This window comes from Streptomyces sp. NPDC025784 (assembly GCF_055558435.1).
The window spans coordinates 31,961-48,312 of record NZ_JBVHMN010000022.1 but is presented as its reverse complement, the minus strand read 5'-3'; the positions used below and the strand labels follow the sequence as shown (position 1 = coordinate 48,312).

The 16,352-nt window shown below is 72.5% G+C and carries 14 protein-coding genes; 9 read left to right on the top strand and 5 right to left on the bottom strand.

All coding sequences use genetic code 11. From position 1 onward, the window contains the following. Positions 1–73: 73 nt before the first annotated feature. The 5 genes from ACZ4IF_RS36670 (at position 74) to ACZ4IF_RS36650 (ending at position 5,295) form a co-directional block, all read left to right on the top strand. A complete protein-coding gene (locus ACZ4IF_RS36670; protein WP_467571056.1) occupies positions 74–997 on the top strand; it encodes a MurR/RpiR family transcriptional regulator in 924 nt (307 codons plus the stop codon). 540 nt (positions 998–1,537) lie between these two features. Then, positions 1,538–1,918: a hypothetical protein gene (locus ACZ4IF_RS36665; protein ID WP_467571054.1), complete on the top strand. Its 381-nt coding sequence runs from the start codon at positions 1,538–1,540 to the stop codon at positions 1,916–1,918. A gap of 105 nt (positions 1,919–2,023) precedes the next feature. Continuing rightward, complete coding sequence (locus ACZ4IF_RS36660) at positions 2,024–2,338, top strand: DUF1232 domain-containing protein (RefSeq protein WP_467571052.1); 315 nt, start codon at positions 2,024–2,026, stop codon at positions 2,336–2,338. 70 nt (positions 2,339–2,408) lie between these two features. Further along, a complete protein-coding gene (locus tag ACZ4IF_RS36655; protein ID WP_467571050.1) occupies positions 2,409–3,809 on the top strand; it encodes a CAP domain-containing protein in 1,401 nt (466 codons plus the stop codon). A gap of 238 nt (positions 3,810–4,047) precedes the next feature. Next, complete coding sequence (locus tag ACZ4IF_RS36650) at positions 4,048–5,295, top strand: serine hydrolase domain-containing protein (RefSeq protein WP_467571047.1); 1,248 nt, start codon at positions 4,048–4,050, stop codon at positions 5,293–5,295. Between the two features lie 16 nt (positions 5,296–5,311). Here the strand turns inward: ACZ4IF_RS36650 and ACZ4IF_RS36645 are convergent, their stop codons facing one another. Further along, a complete protein-coding gene (locus ACZ4IF_RS36645) occupies positions 5,312–7,657 on the bottom strand; it encodes a glycoside hydrolase family 65 protein (RefSeq protein WP_467571044.1) in 2,346 nt (781 codons plus the stop codon). Then, positions 7,654–8,394 (bottom strand): HAD family hydrolase, encoded by a 741-nt coding sequence (locus ACZ4IF_RS36640; RefSeq protein ID WP_467571041.1) that lies wholly within the window; start codon positions 8,392–8,394, stop codon positions 7,654–7,656. The genes ACZ4IF_RS36645 and ACZ4IF_RS36640 overlap by 4 nt, the downstream gene beginning before the upstream one ends. Before the next feature lie 247 nt (positions 8,395–8,641). Here ACZ4IF_RS36640 and ACZ4IF_RS36635 point away from each other — a divergent pair, with 247 nt between their 5' ends. The 3 genes from ACZ4IF_RS36635 to ACZ4IF_RS36625 all read left to right on the top strand — a co-directional run bounded on the left by ACZ4IF_RS36635 (position 8,642) and on the right by ACZ4IF_RS36625 (position 11,065). After that, entirely contained in the window at positions 8,642–9,325 is a 684-nt protein-coding gene (locus tag ACZ4IF_RS36635; RefSeq protein WP_467571039.1) for a nucleoside/nucleotide kinase family protein, read from the top strand. 398 nt (positions 9,326–9,723) lie between these two features. After that, entirely contained in the window at positions 9,724–10,224 is a 501-nt protein-coding gene (locus ACZ4IF_RS36630) for a methylated-DNA--[protein]-cysteine S-methyltransferase (RefSeq protein WP_467571036.1), read from the top strand. 142 nt (positions 10,225–10,366) lie between these two features. Continuing rightward, positions 10,367–11,065 (top strand): alpha/beta fold hydrolase, encoded by a 699-nt coding sequence (locus ACZ4IF_RS36625; RefSeq protein ID WP_467571033.1) that lies wholly within the window; start codon positions 10,367–10,369, stop codon positions 11,063–11,065. On the opposite strand, the gene ACZ4IF_RS36620 is transcribed toward ACZ4IF_RS36625, so the two are convergent. Further along, complete coding sequence (locus ACZ4IF_RS36620; protein WP_467571030.1) at positions 11,062–11,775, bottom strand: peptidoglycan-binding domain-containing protein; 714 nt, start codon at positions 11,773–11,775, stop codon at positions 11,062–11,064. The genes ACZ4IF_RS36625 and ACZ4IF_RS36620 overlap by 4 nt on opposite strands. 162 nt (positions 11,776–11,937) lie before the next feature. Here ACZ4IF_RS36620 and ACZ4IF_RS36615 point away from each other — a divergent pair, with 162 nt between their 5' ends. Beyond that, a complete protein-coding gene (locus tag ACZ4IF_RS36615; protein ID WP_467571028.1) occupies positions 11,938–14,394 on the top strand; it encodes a polysaccharide lyase 8 family protein in 2,457 nt (818 codons plus the stop codon). Positions 14,395–14,406: 12 nt separating this feature from the next. Here the strand turns inward: ACZ4IF_RS36615 and ACZ4IF_RS36610 are convergent, their stop codons facing one another. Both ACZ4IF_RS36610 and ACZ4IF_RS36605 read right to left on the bottom strand, forming a co-directional pair. Continuing rightward, the gene (locus ACZ4IF_RS36610) at positions 14,407–15,252 is read right to left on the bottom strand and encodes an alkaline phosphatase family protein (RefSeq protein WP_467571024.1); all 846 of its coding nucleotides are present in this window, start codon (positions 15,250–15,252) and stop codon (positions 14,407–14,409) included. A 43-nt stretch (positions 15,253–15,295) separates the two neighbouring features. Then, positions 15,296–16,351: a hydroxyacid dehydrogenase gene (locus ACZ4IF_RS36605; RefSeq protein WP_467571021.1), complete on the bottom strand. Its 1,056-nt coding sequence runs from the start codon at positions 16,349–16,351 to the stop codon at positions 15,296–15,298. Position 16,352: the final 1 nt, after the last annotated feature.

Sequence of the window (16,352 nt, the reverse complement as noted above, 5' to 3'; positions counted from 1 at the left end):
GCCGATACACGCCCAGGTCAGCACGGTTCGTGAGCTATGTTGAGTTCTTGTGGGACAAGAAGGAGGCGCACCGGTGCCATCGCCGCAGCAGGCACGTGCACAGGCGTCAGCGATCACCTCGGGAAAGACCGCCCCGGAGGCGGGCGCGGCACCCACGTCCCAGCTCAGGGAGCTGTTCGACGGGCCGCGGCTCTCGCCGGGCCAGCGGCGCATCGCCCAGTACCTGATCGAGAACATCACCGAGGCCGCGTTCCTGTCGATCACCGACCTCGCCGAGCGGGTGGGTGTCAGCCAGCCCTCGGTGACGCGGTTCGCGGCGGCGGTGGGCTTCAGCGGTTACCCCGCGCTCCGCGAGAAGCTCCAGTCGATCGCGCTCAGCACCCTCGGCAGCACGCCGGGCACGCCCGCGGAGGTCACGAGCAACGAGCTCCAGGCGGCGGTGGACGCCGAGATCGAGAACCTGGAGAACCTGCGGCGCGACTTCGCCGACCCGGACCAGATCATCCGCCTCGGCCGGGCACTGTCGGAGTCGACGCCCCTGACGGTCCTGGGCCTGCGCATCTCCGTGTCGCTCGCCGAGTACTTCGCCTACGCCGCACGCCGTATCCACCCCGACGTACGGCTGGTGACCCGGGGCGGCAGCGTCTCCTACGACGCGATCCTGCAGTCGCGCGAGGCGGGCGGCACGTGGGTGCTCGCCTTCGGGATGCCCCGGCACGCGCAGGAGACGCTCACCGCCATCCGGGTCGCGCACAGCGCGGGACTGCGGGTCGCGCTGATCACCGACCTGGCGCTCGGTCCGCTGGCCGACGAGGCCGACGTCACCCTCGCCACCGGCACCGGGTCACGGCTCGTCTTCGACTCGTACGCCGCGCCCGTCGTGCTGTCGGCGGCGCTGCTCCAGGCCATGACGGACGCCGATCCGGAGCGGACCCAGGCCCGCCTGGAGGAGTACGAGCAGGTCGCCGAGCAGCACCAGTTCTTCCTCAGGGACTGAGCCCGCGGGATCCCCCGGGCTCGGTCGCCGGGAGACGCCGGACGGATCAGGCCGCGCCGAAACCGCGCCGGATGCGGCGCCTCGGGGTCGGCCCGGGCCGGGTCCGGCCGCATCGAGACGGACCCGCGCCGGGACCGGCCGGGACCGAGCCCGGCAGCGCCGCAGCGGACCTGACGGGCCCGTCCGACGGACGGCGGGTCGTACCGACGAGCCGGTACCTCCGACGAAACACACAAACCGCCCTCGCGCGCACCACGCGTCACCGCGGCATCACGGGATGATTCGCATCAAAGCGCGCATGAATGTTTTCATGTTCTTGCACATCCGGCGGTATATATAAATACTTCTCGCGGATCGTGACCGGGAGGACCCCGGCTCACGCACCAGGACCACCCGGGGCCGTCCGCTCCTACCCGCATCGGGCCCCGGGTGTACAAACGGGCCCCGCCTCGTGCGAGCGCCCGTGGTGGCGGCCCCGGCCATCCCCTAGACCGGGGCCGCCCCAGAACCCGCGACCCCCGCCGACGTGACCCGGAAGCGATGAACATGGCCCTGACGTACTCCCCGATCACCTCGGACTGGCCGTGCCAGGTCAAGACCCCCGGCAGCTTCGACTGGGAACGCTCGGCGGTGAAGTGGCTGCGCGAGCTGGTGCCGGCCCGCTACGCCAGCTACCCGGTCCTGCTCAAGCACCCCGTCCTGCTGGCCCGTCACGCGCAGCTCCAGGTGCAGCACGAGATCCGGGTGGCCCGGACGGCCCTGCAGACCGCCCGCGCCGAACTGCCCGCCCTCGGCCTGCACGAGGGCGTCATCGAGCACACCATCAAGCTGTACGCCGCCGAGGTCATGCAGCTCCAGCACATCGCGCGCAGCATCCGCGCGGTGACCCAGGCCCTCGTGGACAGTCCCCCGCGGGGCTGAACCCGTCGGTGGACAAGGGCGGTACGTACGGCCCGGGCGGGAACACGTAGGGGGCAAAGGCCGAGCCGTGAGGCCGGCCGCCCTACCAGAGCCCTGGACGGACCGATGGATTCCACGACCTGGAAAGTGGTGCTCGTCGTCGCGGTTCTGGGCGCCGCCGCACTCGGCGTGGCGGTCGCCCTGCTGCTCAGGCTCGTCCGCACCCGCCGCCGACTGCAGCGGGCCGGCCTTCCGGCCGGGTCGCGCTGGGTCTTCTGGGGCGCCGTCGCCTATCTGGTGCTCCCCACCGACCTGCTGCCCGACCCCGTCTACCTGGACGACATCGGCGTCCTGTTGCTGGCACTGCGCTCCCTGCGCGCCGCCCCTGACGACCGGTCCGCCGACCGGGTCGGGAACCCCCGCACACCGGCGGGCCGTTGACGGTCCGACGGCCCGCGTCGCGAAGCCCGCGCCCGGCGCCGCCACGGACCACGACGGCGACGGGCGGCACATGAGCGAGCTGGTTCCCGGGGGCAACATGCCCCTCCCGGACGGCACCCTGACCCTGCGGGTGCCGGGTCCCTTCGACGTGTCCGCCCTCGTCACCGACGACAGCGGACAGGTGCGCGGCGACGGCGACTTCGTCTTCTACAACCAGCCCGCCGCGCCCGGCACCCGCCTCGCGGGCGAGCGGCTCACCGTGGATCCGGCCGCGCTGAGGCCCGGGGCGAGCCGTGTCACCGTGGTGGTCAGCCCCGCCGATTCCACGACGCCCCTGGGCCGGCTGCCCGTGCCGACCCTGCACGTCACCGCCGCCGACGGCCGTCCGCTCGCCCGGTTCACCCCACCCCGCCCCGAGCGGGAGACGGTGCTGCTGCTCGCGGAGCTCTACCGACGGGGCACCGGTTGGAAACTGCGCGCCCTGGGCCAGGGATACGCCGACGGGCTGGCGGGCATCGCAAGGGACTTCGGAATCGACGTCACCGACGACGGGACGGCACCCGGCCCGCCGGCGGCCGGCACACCCGCCGGAGCGACACCCCGCGCCGCCCGCTCGACGGCACCGGGCACCGCGGTCCGCGGCGCGGCGTCCGGAGCGGCCCGGGCGCAGGGGGTGCCCGCGGGGACGGCGCCCGACCCGCACGGCCTTCTCGGCCCGGTGAACGCGGCCCGCGCCGCGGCCGGTTCCCCGCCCGTGTCCCTCGACAGTCGGCTGACGGCGGCGGCTCACGCCCATGCCGGTGCCATGGCCGCGCTCGGACAGCTCGGTGCCGAAGGCCCGGACGGCCTCTCCGTCCACCAGCGGGTCACCGCCGCCGGATATCCCTACCTCACCATCGGTGAACATCTGGTCTCCGGCCCGCGCACCCCGGCCGAGTTCGTGGAGTACTGCCTGTCCTCCGAACGGTCCCGGCGCACCCTGTGCGATCCGGCCTTCAGCCAGGCGGGCCTTGCCTGCGTCGCCGCGGAACGACCCGGCGGACCGTACTGGACCGCCCTGTGGGCACTGCCCTTCAGCCCCGCCGGCCTGGAGCGCACCACGCGTGAGGTCATCATGCTCACCAACGCGGAACGGGCCGCGGCAGGACTGCGCCCGCTGTCCGGCGACGCCCCGCTCACCACGGCGGCCCAGGCGCACAGCGCCGACATGGTGGCCCGCGCCTTCTACTCCCACACCTCTCCCGAGGGCGGACACCCCTGGGACCGGGCCGCGGCCGCGGGCTCCTCCCGCCGCACCATCGGGGAGAACATCGCCTGCGGACAGCGCTCCCCCGCCGAGGTCGTCCGCGGCTGGATGAACAGCCCCGGCCATCGCGCGAACATCCTCAAGCCCGAGTTCACCCACATAGGCGTCGGCTTCGCGGGCGGCGGGCCGGCCGGGACGTACTGGACCCAACTGTTCGGCGGCTGACCGCCGGGCCCCCGGCACGTACCGGACACGGCCGTCCCGTGCCCGGCCCGCGGGACGGCCGGATCGTGCGGCGACCCGGCCGCGATTCACCAATTCGGGTTCACCGTCGCCGGTTCACCCCCGGGCAACGCAACCACGCGGCCTCGCGGCGCGTAGAGATGGAGCCGACGTCCGCATCCGCGGCGCGCGGTTCGTGCCGGGCTTCCGCACCGGCGAGAGAACTCGGGAGAAGAATCAGATGGTCTCACCAACGGTGGGCACGGGTACGGCGCTGGGCGCGGTCCTGGTGTCGCTCCTGGCAGCCCCGGCACAGGCCGCGACACCGACGTCGACGGGCGGCCACGCGGCCGGACGGGCCGCTGCGGCAATCGCGTCGCCCGCGCCCGACGACGCGGGGCTGCGCAAGGTGCTGCGCACGGCGATCAGCCAGGGAGCACCCGGTGCGATGGCACGGATCGACGACAACGGCACGGTGCACCGGGTCGCCGAGGGCATCGCGAACCGGACCACCGGACGGGCCATCAGCACGAACGACCGCTTCCGCGTCGGCAGCGTCACCAAGACCTTCTCCGCGGTCGTGCTGCTCCAACTGGTCGACGAGGGAAAGCTGAAGCTCGACAAATCGGTCAACACCTATCTGCCGGGCCTGCTCCCCGACGACCGCATCACGGTCCGCCATGTGCTCAGCCACCGCAGCGGCCTGTACGACTACACCAACGACATGTTCGCCCGGACCGTCCCGGGCTTCGAGGCCGTCCGCAACAAGGTGTTCGGCTACCGGGACCTGGTGAAGCTGTCGCTCCGGAAGCCGCGCACCAACGCACCCGGCGCGGCCTACTCGTACTCGAACACCAACTTCGTCGTCGCGGGCATGCTGATCGAGAAGCTCACCGGGCACGCCGTGGGCGCGGAGTACCAGAAGCGCATCTTCGCGCCGCTCGACCTCATGGACACCCTGTACGTCCACCCCGGCACGACGATCCCCGGTTCGCACGCCCACGGTTATCTCACCCCCGACGAGGCCGGTGCGGCCCTGGTCGACTCCACCGATCAGACGGCGTCCTGGGCGCAGAGCGCGGGAGCGATCATCTCCACCACGCACGACCTGGACACCTTCCTGTCCGCGCTGCTGCGCGGGAAACTCATGTCGTCCGGCTCGCTGACGCAGATGCGGAAGTGGACGCAGGTCAACAGCACCACGGCGTACGGACTGGGGCTGCGCCGCCGCGACCTGTCGTGCGGGGTCTCCGTGTACGGGCACACGGGCACCGTGCAGGGCTACTACACGTACGCGTTCACCTCCAAGGACGGCAAGCGCAGCGTCAGCGCGCTGGCGAACACCTCCAACAACGCGGCCGTGCTGAACACCATGGCCGGCACCCTCGAATCGGCGTTCTGCGGCAAGCCCGCGGCCAGGACGACGCTGCGCCGTGCCGCCCCGGTGGAGCGGCACGAGGACATCGCGCCGGCCGTCACCCGCGACTGACCGTGCGGGCCGCGCCTCACCCCTGACGGTTGGGCCGCCGGTGCGGCGGCTGGTCGGGGGCGGGGCGCAGTCTCGGCGCCGGTATGTCGAGGCGGTGGGGCTTGTCGCCGTCGACGGTGTACGACTCGCGGTGGTGACGGATCTCCAGCGGTTCACCGGTCGCGAGCGTGTACGTGGCGGCGTCCGGCTCTATCTCCACGCGCAGGCGACGGCCGAGGAGTTCCAGGGAGAACGCGAGGCGGCTGAACCTCTCCGGCAGCCGGGGGGCGAACTCCAGGGTGTCGCCGTGGTGGCGCAGGCCGCCGAACCCGGCGACCAGGGCCGTCCAGGTGCCGGCGAGCGAGGCGATGTGCAGGCCGTCACGGGTGTTGTGTTCCAGATCCTCCAGGTCCATCAGGGCCGCCTCCACCAAGTAGTCGTAGGCGAGGCCCGGATGCCCGGCCTCGGCCGCGATCACGGCCTGGCAGCAGGCGGACAGGGAGGAGTCGCGGACGGTGAGGGGCTCGTAGTACGCGAAGTTGCGTGCCTTGTGCTCCTCGTCGAAGTAGGGGCTGCACTTGTACATCGCGAGCACGAGGTCGGCCTGTTTGACGACCTGCTTGCGGTAGATGTCGAAGTACGGGAAGTGCAGCATCAGCGGGTACTGGTCGGGCCGGGTGGCCGCGAAGTCCCACCGCTGGTAGCGGGTGAACCCGGCGTGCTGTTCGTGGACCCGGAGTTCGTGGTTGTAGGGGACGTGCATGGCGTCGGCGGCGTCGCGCCAGGCCGCGCTCTCCTCCTCGTCGACGCCGAGTTCGGCCGCCCGCGCCGGGTGGCGGTCGACGACGTCCGCGGCGGCCAGGAGGTTCGCGCGGGCCATGAGGTTGGTGTAGGTGTTGTCGTCCGCGACCGCGCTGTACTCGTCGGGCCCGGTCACCCCGTCGATGTGGAACCTGCCCTGGTAGTCGTGGTGTCCCAGCGAGCGCCACAGCCGTGCCGTCTCGACCAGCAGCTCGACCCCGGTGTCCCGTTCGAACCCTTCGTCACCGGTGACGGTGGTGTAGCGGACCACGGCGTCGGCGATGTCGGCGTTCACGTGGAACGCGGCGGTACCGGCCGGCCAGTAGGCCGAGCCCTCCGAACCGGCGATGGTCCGCCATGGGAAGGCGGCCCCCCTCAGCCCCAGTTGGGTCGCCCGCTCGCGTGCGGCGGGCAGGGTGTTCTGGCGCCAGCGGAGCGCCTCGGCGACGGCTCCCGGAGAGGTGTAGGTGAGCAGCGGGAGAACGAAGGTCTCGGTGTCCCAGAAGGCATGGCCGTCGTACCCGGAGCCGGTCAGCCCCTTCGCCGGTATCGCGCGCTGTTCGGCGCGGGCGCCCGCCTGGAGCACGTGGAAGAGGGCGAAGCGCACCGCCTGCTGGATCTCCTCGTCGCCCTCCACCTCGACGTCGGCACGCTCCCAGAAATCGTCCAGGTAGGCGCGCTGTTCGTCGACGAGCGCCTGCCAGCCGCCGTGCTCGGCGGCCGCGAGCGCTGCGTCGACCTGGTCGCGCACCGCCGGCAGCGACCGGGTGGCGGACCAGCCGTAGGAGACGAACTTCTCCAGACGCAGACGCTGTCCCGGCGTCAGCACGGAGGTGACGGTGAGCCGGGCGACGTCGTCGCTGCTCTCGCTGCTCGTGACGGTCCCGTCGGGTCCCACGACCCCGTGGTCGGCTGCCGCGGCGACCCGCAGTCCGCTCTCGCCCGTGCGGTGCACGAGCCGCAGCCGTCGGCCCGCCGCGAAGTGCTCCTCGGGCTTCAGCGGCGACTCCAGGGCGATCGCGGCGCGCGGGTCGCCGTCCCGCCCCGGCAACTGCTCGTTCGCCATCAGCTCCGACTGGACGACGACACGGACCCGGCTGTCGACGGCCTCCACCTCGTACGCCACGGCGGCGATCGCCCGCTGGGTGAAGGAGACGAGCCGGGTGGACCGCACCCGGACCGTGGAACCGGCCGGTGAGGTCCACTCGCAGGTCCGGGTGAGCAGCCCGGTGCGCAGATCGAGGACGCGCTCGTGGGAGCGCAGCCGGCCGTAGCGCAGGTCGAACGGTTCGTCGTCGACGAGCAGTCGGACGACCTTCCCGTTGGTGACGTTGATGACCGTCTGCCCGGACTCCGGATAGCCGTATCCCGCCTCCGCGTACGGCAACGGGTGCACCTCGTGGACGCCGTTGAGGTACGAGCCCGGGAGGCCGTGCGGTTCGCCCTCGTCGAGGTTGCCGCGCCAGCCGACATGGCCGTTCGAGAGGGCGAAGACGGACTCGCTCTGCGGCAGCAGATCCAGGTGGAGCTCGTTCTCGCGCAGGGCCCAGGGCTCGACGCCGTAGGAACTGTGGGTGATCATGCCTGCTCCCCCAGTTCCGACAGATCCTGTACGACCGTGTCCGCGCCGTGCGCGCGCAGCGCGGCGCCCTGTCCGACGCGGTCGACGCCGACGACGTACCCGAAGTGGCCCGAGCGGCCCGCGTCCATGCCGGCCAGCGCGTCCTCGAAGACGGCGGCCTCGGCGGCCTCGACGCCCAGGTCGCGCGCGGCGGCCAGGAAGGTGTCCGGCTGCGGCTTGCCGGGCAGACCGCGCTCCGCTGCGACGACCCCGTCGATCCGCACGTCGAACAGGTCCTCGGCGCCGACCGAGCGCAGGATGTCACGGCAGTTGGCGCTGGAGGAGACGACCGCGGTCCGCAGTCCGTGCGCGCGCACCGCCTCGACGTAGCGCAGGGTGCCGTCGTACGCCTCGACGCCGCCGGTGCGGATCATCTCCAGCAGCAGGTCGTTCTTGCGGTTGCCGAGGCCCTGCACGGTGGCCCGGTCCGGAGGGTCGTCCGGCGCTCCCTCGGGCAGGTGGATGCCGCGGGAGGCGAGGAAGGTTCGGACGCCGTCGGCGCGCGGGAGTCCGTCGACGTACTCGGCGTAGTCGTGCGAGTCGTCGAACGGGTGGAAGTCCTCGCCGTCGCGCTGCCGCAGGAACGCGTCGAACGTCCGCTTCCAGGCGGCGGCGTGGACGACGGCGGTCTTGGTGATGACGCCGTCGAGGTCGAAGAGGCAGGCCACGATTTCTTTCGGAAGACCGAGCTCTGTCATGAGGGCAGTGTGCCCCGAGATCATCCGGCCAACGGGTGGCGAGCGCCACACCGCGGGTAGTTCGTCGGGTCGTGCCCGCCGGACACCAGGTCGGCCCGGCCACGCGCCGCCCCCGCGCGGGTGCGGTGGGCCGTGCTGCCCGTCCTTCGTCGTCCGCCGCTTCTCGTCCGCGGCCGGACACGGATACTGGGGCCATGGAACGCGCCGCCTTCACGCCCCTGACCGACCGGGTCGCCGGAACCGCCGCATGACCTTCGACGACCTGCTCGATCGCGCGGCCGCACTCGTCCGTCCCGGGCGGCGCGCCCTGCTCGGCCTCGCCGGAAGTCCCGGGGCCGGCAAGACGACCCTCGCCGAGCGTCTGGTCCGGCGGCTGAACGGTGACGGGCCCGACTGGGTCGCGCACGTGCCGATGGACGGTTTCCATCTCGCGGACGTCGAGCTGGACCGGCTGGGGCGCCGCGACCGCAAGGGCGCCCCGGACACGTTCGACGCGGCGGGCTACGCTGCGCTGCTGCGCCGGCTGCGGGAGGACGAGGACGACCTGGTCTACGCGCCCGGCTTCGAGCGGACCCTGGAGCAGCCCCTCGCGGGTGCCGTGCCCGTGCCGCGGACCGCGCGGCTGATCGTCACCGAGGGCAATTACCTGCTGCTGCGCGACGACGCCTGGGCGCGCGCGAGGTCGCAGCTGGACGAGGTCTGGTTCTGCGAGCTGGACGAGGCCGCCCGGGTACGGCGGCTGGTCGCCCGGCACGAGGAGTTCGGCAAGGACCACGACACGGCGGTGGCGTGGGTTCTGGGCACCGACCAGCGCAACGCCGACCTGGTGGCCGCCACCCGGGACCGGGCCGACCTGGTCGTCGGGCCGGAGATCACCGCGGACGCGGTTCCGGTACGGGTTCCCGGCGCGCATCGCCCGTCGGAACGCTGATCCACGAAATCCCGCACGGCCCGGCCGCGCGGTGCCGGATCCTGCGGCGGAGCGGCGGGCCGGGCGGTGACCGCGTCCTCCGCCCGCGCGGCGACCCGAGCGGCGGCGGCATCCTCCGCCCGAGGCCCGAGCCGTCAGCCGACTGCGCGAGCCGCGAGCCGCGAGCCGCGAGCCGCGAGCCGCGAGCCGCGGACGGAACGTCCCGCGCTTGCGGTCGGTTCCGCGCCCGTGCGCTCGCAGGAAGGGCCGAAGGATCCTCCCGTGCCACGGCGCGCGGCGCGCGCCCCGCTCCAGGTATGTGTCCGAATCCCGCCGGACCCTGCGCACGGCAGGCGGCAAAATTGCTGGTGAAGCGACGCCGGTACCGCTTGAAACACACTCACGAAGGGACACTTCCGATGACGGTCTACACGACCCTCGACAGCCCGCTGGGCGAGCTGCTGCTCGTGGGCGAGGAGTCGGCCACCGCGAACGGCGGCACGGCACTGGCCTCGCTCTCGATGCCCGGCCAGAAGAACGGCGCCGTCGTCCAGGACGGCTGGACCGAGGACGCGGAGGCGTTCACCGAGATCGTCTCCCAGCTGCGCTCCTACTTCGACGGCCGGCTGACCCGCTTCGACATCGAGCACGTCACGAGCGGCAGCGACTTCCAGCGACGGGTGTGGCAGGCTCTGGAGGCCATCCCGTACGGCACCACGCTCAGCTACGGCGAGATCGCCTCCCGGATCGGCGCCTCCAGGGCGGCGGTACGGGCCGTGGGCACGGCGATCGGCGCGAATCCGCTCCTGGTCGTGCGGCCCTGCCACCGGGTGATCGGCGCGACCGGCGCCCTCACCGGCTACGCCGCCGGCCTGGAGCGCAAGCGCACGCTCCTGGACCTGGAGGCCGAGTCGTCCTGACCGGCCGCGGTCGAGATCGACGGCGGCCGCACCCTCGTCCCGCCGGCCCTGCCGGAGGCCCTCGCGCGGGCCGTCCGGGAGTTCACGGCTACATCCCACGCCGGCTAGGGAAGTTGTCGGACCTCTGCGCTACGTTGCGAGCATGACGGAATTCGTACTGGTGGCAGGTGCGTGGCTCGGCTCCTGGGCATGGGACGAGGTGGTGCCGGAGCTGCGAGCGGCCGGTCACGGCGCTCATCCGCTCACGCTCTCCGGCCTCGCGGACAGGCAGAGCACGCCGGTCGGACCGCAGACCCACGTCCGGGACATCGTGGGCGAGATCGAGCGGCTCGATCTGCGCGACGTCGTCCTGGTCGGGCACAGCTACTCGGGCATCCCGGTGGGCCAGGCCGCCGCGCGGATCGGCGACCGGCTGTCCCGCGTGGTGTTCGTCGACGCCAATGTCCCGACGGACGGCGAGTCGTTCGTGTCCACGTGGTGGCAGGGGCCGGAACGACTGGAGGAGGTGATCGAGGAGAACCAGGGCTTCTGGCCGCCGCTGACGGCCGCGGACTACGACGGGCAGGGGCTCACGGACGAGCAGATCTCACGGATAGCCGGTGGGTCGACACCGCAGCCGGGCATCACACTGACCGACGCGGCGGTGCTGGACCGTCCGCTCGGTGAGCTGCCGACGACGTACGTCAAGTGCCTGATGGACGGCGAGGACCCCATTGACGACGTGGCCGAGCTGCTGAAGAGCGCGCGGTGGGACCTGGTCGAGATGGAGACCGGTCACTGGCCGATGTTCTCCCAGCCGCACGAGATGGCGCGGGTCCTGCTCAGGGCCGCGGCACGCTAGCGCGGCGTACGGGATTCGAGGGCGGCGCGCGTGTCGTCGCCGTAGACGCCGGTCTCGTCGCCCCGGATGCCGTACCAGAGCTGGAAGCGGGCGACGGCCTCGGTGAGGGCCGCGTCGTAGCTGCCGTGGGTGCCTGAGCCGTCGTACACGTTCGGCACGCGCCGGAGCCGTTCCTGGAGCTCCGTCACATCGGGCCCGCGGTCTCCTTGCCGCAGGGTCCCCGCGCCGTCGGGGTCGCCGGTCCGCGCCGGATCCTCGGCGGGCGTCCGTGCGGCGGGCGGGGTGGCGGGCTGTGCCCTGTCGTCCGGGTCGCCGCCCGTCAGCAGCAGGGCGAGGGCGAAGCCGACGAGTGCCGCCGCCGTCACGGCGAGCGCGACGGCGGCGGGCCGCAGTCCCGTGCCGTGGTCGAGCCCGCGCCGCCACCCGCGTCCGGGCGCCGGGCGGGCGGGATCCGCACCGGAGGCACGGTTCGCGTCGGCCGGGACCGGCGGCAGCTCCTGGGTCTCCTCGTCCTCGGCGGGCGGGAGCCGTCTCGTCCCGGCGACCACCGGAACCGGCTCCAGGTGTGCGTCGGAGTCGGCCGGGGGCTCCTCCCCGCGCACCTCCCTCAGCAGCTCGGCGAGCGCCTCCGAGCGGCGTCGGCGCTGAATGCGCGTCGGTTCGATGGCCGGGCGCCGCACGGGCTGCCCGGGTCCGGGCGGTGTCGACACACTGCTCCCCTTCCGCGCACGGTCCTCCGCCGTCTCCGTGCGGGAATACGAGGGTCCGGGCCCGTATGTTCAGTGCGCGCCTCCACCCGCCGAACGATCGATACGCTCAATTCGGTAAGAGTTATTGAGCGTTTGAACGACAGCGTGCTAGAAACCGCCGTCATGACGACTCGTTGGTCACGCCGTGGCTTCCTGGCCGCGGGCAGCGGCACCGCTCTCGCGCTCGGGGTGCACCCCACCGCCGGCGCCTCCCCCTTCACCTCACCCGGGACCACCGACACCGCCGAGGCCGCGGACGAGTTCGCGGCCCTGCGTGCGAAGTGGCGCACCCTGATCCTGGGTGAGGGATTCAGCCCCACCGCCGAACCGTTCCGGACCCGCCTCGCCGATCTGGGCACGACGGCCTCCCAATGGCGGTCCGCCATGGCCCCCGCCGCCGGCTCGCTCTGGCCGGACCTCGTGTACGCCGACCCGGAGCCCGACACCGACCAGGAGTCGTACGGCTACTCCGGAAACATGAGCACCAGCTACATCCGCCTCGACACCCTCGCCCAGGCGTACTGCCAGCAGGGCACCGGGCTGACCGGCGACACCGGGCTGCGCGACGACATCCTCACCGGCCTCGACCACCTCCACTCCGAGGTCTACCACGCGAACCAGACCCGTTACGGCAACTGGTACAGCTGGCAGATCGGTGCCCCGCAGGCCCTGCTCGACATCTGTGTCCTCATGTACGACGCCCTGCCCGCGGCACGGATCGCCGACTACCTGGCCGCGGTCGACCACTTCGTGCCGGACTCGGCGGTCGCCGCCTACAGCGGGACGAGCACCGGAGCCAACCGGGTCGACCTGTGCCGGGTACTGGCGCTGCGCGGCGTCGTGGGCGCGAACGCCGCCAAGGTGGCGCTGGCCCGGGACGCGCTCAGCCCCGTCTTCCCGTACGTCACCACGGGCGACGGCCTGTACACCGACGGCTCGTTCATCCAGCACACCACCGTCCCGTACACGGGCTCCTACGGCTCGGTGATGCTCGGCGGGCTCGGCATGCTCTTCGCCCTGCTCGCCGGCTCGGCCTGGGAGGTCACCGACGCGGGCCGGCAGATCGTCTTCGACGCGGTGGAGAAGGCCTGGGCACCGTTCCTCTACAACGGTCTGGTGATGGACGGCGTGTCCGGGCGGGCCGTCAGCCGGGGCCTGTCCGCGTCGGACGCCAAGCACATCCAGCAGGACGACCATCTGCGCGGCCATCCGATCCTCGCCTCGATCGTGCTGCTCGGACAGGGGGCGAGCAGCACGGAGAACGCGCGCTGGCGCGGGCTGGTGAAGGGCTGGATGCAGCGCGACTACTACAGCCCGCCGATGGACGATCCCGCACTGAGTCTGACAAGTCTGGCCCGGCTCAGGGGAGTTCTGGACGACACGACGGTCCCGGCGATCGCCGAGCCGACCGGGCACCGGCTGTTCACCAGCATGTCCCGGGCCACTCACCGCCGCCCCGGCTGGGCCGCCTCGATCAGCATGGCCGACCGCAGGATCACCTACTACGAGACGGGCAACGGCGAGAACCTGCACGGCTGGCACACCGGATCCGGGATGCTCTACTGGTGGGGCGACACCTTCTGCAACGGCCAGTACAGCGACGCCTTCTGGCCCACCGTCGACCCCTGCCGGCTGCCCGGCACCACGGCCTCGCGCAAGGTGCTCGCGGACGCGGCGGGCGGCGACTGGGGTGCGTCCCTGCCCGACGTGAACTGGGTGGGCGGAGCGACGGACGGGCAGCGAGCCGCGATCGGCCAGTACCTGAAGGGGCTGCAGAGCACCCTGTTGGCGAAGAAGTCCTGGTTCTGCCTGGACGACGCGATCGTCAGTCTGGGCGCCGGCATCCGGTGCTCCGACGGAACGGCCGTGGAGTCGACCGTCGACAACCGCAACCTCGGGCCCACCGGCGGCGCCGCCCTCACCGTCGACGGTACGGCGAAGCCCACCGCGTACCCGTGGTCGCAGACGTTGACCGCCACCCGGTGGGCGCATCTCGCGGGCCACGGCGGCTATGTCTTCCCCGGTGGCGCCACCGTCAAGGCGTTGCGCGACAGCCGAGACGGCACGTGGAGCGCCGTCAACAAGGGCGGGTCGACGACCGTGCTGAACCGCAAGTACCTGACGCTGTACGTCGATCACGGCACCGACCCGGCGGACGCCACGTACGCCTATGTGCTGATGCCGGGCGCGAGCGCCGCCGCGACACAGGCCCGGGCCGACGCCGTGGACTGGCTGACCGTGCTCGCCAACACCGACGACCAGCAGGGCGTGAGCGTCCCCTCGCTCGGCTTCACCGGGGTGAACTTCTGGTTCGGCGGCGCGGTGGGCGCCCTCACGGCGAGCGACCCGTGCTGCGTGATGATCAGCGAGAGGGGCGACGGCACCGCCGTGATCTGCGTCAGCGACCCGATGCGCATGCGGACCGGCCTGACTCTCACCTGGAACAGGGCCGTCGCCTCGGTGACGTCCAAGGCGTCGAGTGTGACCTCGGCGACCACCGGCTCCTCCCTCACCCTCACCTTCGGCGACCTGAGCACTCTGGCGGGGGTCACGCAGAAGGTCACGGTCAGGCTCGGCTGACCACGGCACCGGTCACGCCGGCGCGAACGGCCGCCCGTCGAGCGACCAGTGCCGGTCGGCGTCGCCGCCCAGTGCCGCGAACACCTGGGCGGCGACGTCGACATGGCGCAGCGCGGCCGGGGGCGTGGTGCCGACTCCGGGGCCGGCGGCGATCAGCCAGGCGGTCCGCTCCTCGGGGGAACGGCCGCCGTGGCCGCCCGCGTCGACGTGGCCGTGGTCGGTGACGACGAGGACCGTCCACCGCTCCGCCCGGTACGAGGTACGGGAGCGCACGGCGTCCAGCAGGCGGCCCACCCGGGCGTCGGCACGCACCACCGCGGTCCCGTACGCGTCGCCGCAGCCGAGGAAGTGCGCCGTCTCGTCGGGGGCGCCGAGGTACACGAACGAGGCGTCCATGTCGTCCTCCGCCAGGACACGCGCCGCCTCCGCGGTGATCTGTTCGTCGCAGACGTCCCAGGCCCCGGGGGTGTCGGCCACCGGGGAGACGTACGCCGTCCTCGACGGGGCCCGGAACAGGGGCCCGCCGTCCCGTACCTGCATGAGCGGCCGCCAGCCCGCGGCGACGAAGGTACGACGGCCGTCCTGGACGGCGAGGCGGGTCGCGAAGTCCGGGAAGACGTCGAGGCGGTGGCCGCCGAAGTCGTTGCTCCACACCCCGTGCTTGTCGACGCCCACGCCGGTGACGATCGTCGCCCAGCACGGGCCCGACATGGTGGGGGTGCGGTCGTCGACCTCGACCGGGGCGAGGAAGCCGTCCGCCGCGAGCGCGTCCAGGTGCGGGGTGGGCAGGCGGCGCAGGGTGTCGAGGCGTACTCCGTCGATGCCGACGACCAGGACGCGGTGGACGGCGTCCGGCATGGGCGCTCCTCTCGTGGGGCGGTGGCTTTCGTGCACGGCGGTGTCACGCCGAGCGGGTCAGCTCGTCGGGGCCGACGCCGTGCACGAAGGGCAGCCCCTGGGCGTAGCGGCGCACTTCGTCGACGGCCCAGTGCGTCATGCGGCCGAGTTCGTTGCCCAGGGAGCCCGCGATGTGCGGGGTGAGCAGGACGTTGGGCAGCGTGTAGAGCGGCGAGGAGGCGGGCAGCATCTCCGGCTCGGTCACGTCGAGCACGGCGTGGATGCGTCCGGAGACCAGTCGCTCGGTCAGCGCGTCGGTGTCGACGAGCGAGCCGCGTGCGGTGTTGACGAGTGTCGCGCCGTCCGCGAGGAGCGCGAGCCGACGCGCGTCGAACATGTGCCGTGTCTCGGGCAGTTGAGGCGCGTGGATCGACACCACGTGGCTGCGCCGGACGAGTTCGTCGAGGCCGACGGCTTCGACGCCGAGGGCGCGGGCCTCGGACTCGTCCACGTACGGGTCGTGGAGGAGGACGTGCAGGTCGAAGGGGCGCAGGAGTTCGACGACCCGGCGGCCGATGCGCGAGGCCCCGACGATGCCGACGGTGCGGTGGTAGTTGCCGTGTCCGGTGAAGTACGGCAGCAGCTCGGGCTGTCGACGGGTCCGCGCGTAGTCGTGGGCGACGTCGAGGACCCGCTTGTTGGCGAAGAGGATCGCGGCGAGGGTGAACTCCGCGACGGGCAGGGCGTTGGCCGCGGCGGCGGAGGAGACGCTGATGCCGCGGTTCCAGACGGAGTCGGTGACGTGGTGCTTGACGGATCCTGCGGCGTGGACGACGGCGCGCAGCCGCGGCATGCGGCGCAGCACGTCCTCGGTCAGCCGCGGGGCGCCCCAGTGGGTGAACAGCACCTCGGCGGATGCGAGTTCGGTGGCGTCGGCCGTGGCGAAGTCGGTGATCGGGCCGGAGCCGTCCACCCGGGCGACCGTGCGCAGGCGGTCGAGTGCGCCGTCGGCGAGCAGGGAACCGTGGATCTCGTGGCCCATGGCGAGGGCGGTGCGCGGGCGGCGGGTCCCGCCCGGTCGTGGCGAGCTGTTCAGGAGGGTGCCTTCCGGTACGGGCATG

Excerpts from the sequence above, each read along its gene's own strand:
- ACZ4IF_RS36615 (WP_467571028.1), top strand. The coding sequence starts at position 11,938 with ATGACGACTCGTTGGTCACGCCGTGGCTTCCTGGCCGCGGGCAGCGGC.
- ACZ4IF_RS36610 (WP_467571024.1), bottom strand. The coding sequence starts at position 15,252 with ATGCCGGACGCCGTCCACCGCGTCCTGGTCGTCGGCATCGACGGAGTA.
- ACZ4IF_RS36660 (WP_467571052.1), top strand. The coding sequence starts at position 2,024 with ATGGATTCCACGACCTGGAAAGTGGTGCTCGTCGTCGCGGTTCTGGGC.
- ACZ4IF_RS36650 (WP_467571047.1), top strand. The coding sequence starts at position 4,048 with ATGGTCTCACCAACGGTGGGCACGGGTACGGCGCTGGGCGCGGTCCTG.
- ACZ4IF_RS36635 (WP_467571039.1), top strand. The coding sequence starts at position 8,642 with ATGACCTTCGACGACCTGCTCGATCGCGCGGCCGCACTCGTCCGTCCC.
- ACZ4IF_RS36655 (WP_467571050.1), top strand. The coding sequence starts at position 2,409 with ATGAGCGAGCTGGTTCCCGGGGGCAACATGCCCCTCCCGGACGGCACC.
- ACZ4IF_RS36625 (WP_467571033.1), top strand. The coding sequence starts at position 10,367 with ATGACGGAATTCGTACTGGTGGCAGGTGCGTGGCTCGGCTCCTGGGCA.
- ACZ4IF_RS36665 (WP_467571054.1), top strand. The coding sequence starts at position 1,538 with ATGAACATGGCCCTGACGTACTCCCCGATCACCTCGGACTGGCCGTGC.
- ACZ4IF_RS36645 (WP_467571044.1), bottom strand. The coding sequence starts at position 7,657 with ATGATCACCCACAGTTCCTACGGCGTCGAGCCCTGGGCCCTGCGCGAG.
- ACZ4IF_RS36630 (WP_467571036.1), top strand. The coding sequence starts at position 9,724 with ATGACGGTCTACACGACCCTCGACAGCCCGCTGGGCGAGCTGCTGCTC.
- ACZ4IF_RS36605 (WP_467571021.1), bottom strand. The coding sequence starts at position 16,351 with ATGCCCGTACCGGAAGGCACCCTCCTGAACAGCTCGCCACGACCGGGC.
- ACZ4IF_RS36640 (WP_467571041.1), bottom strand. The coding sequence starts at position 8,394 with ATGACAGAGCTCGGTCTTCCGAAAGAAATCGTGGCCTGCCTCTTCGAC.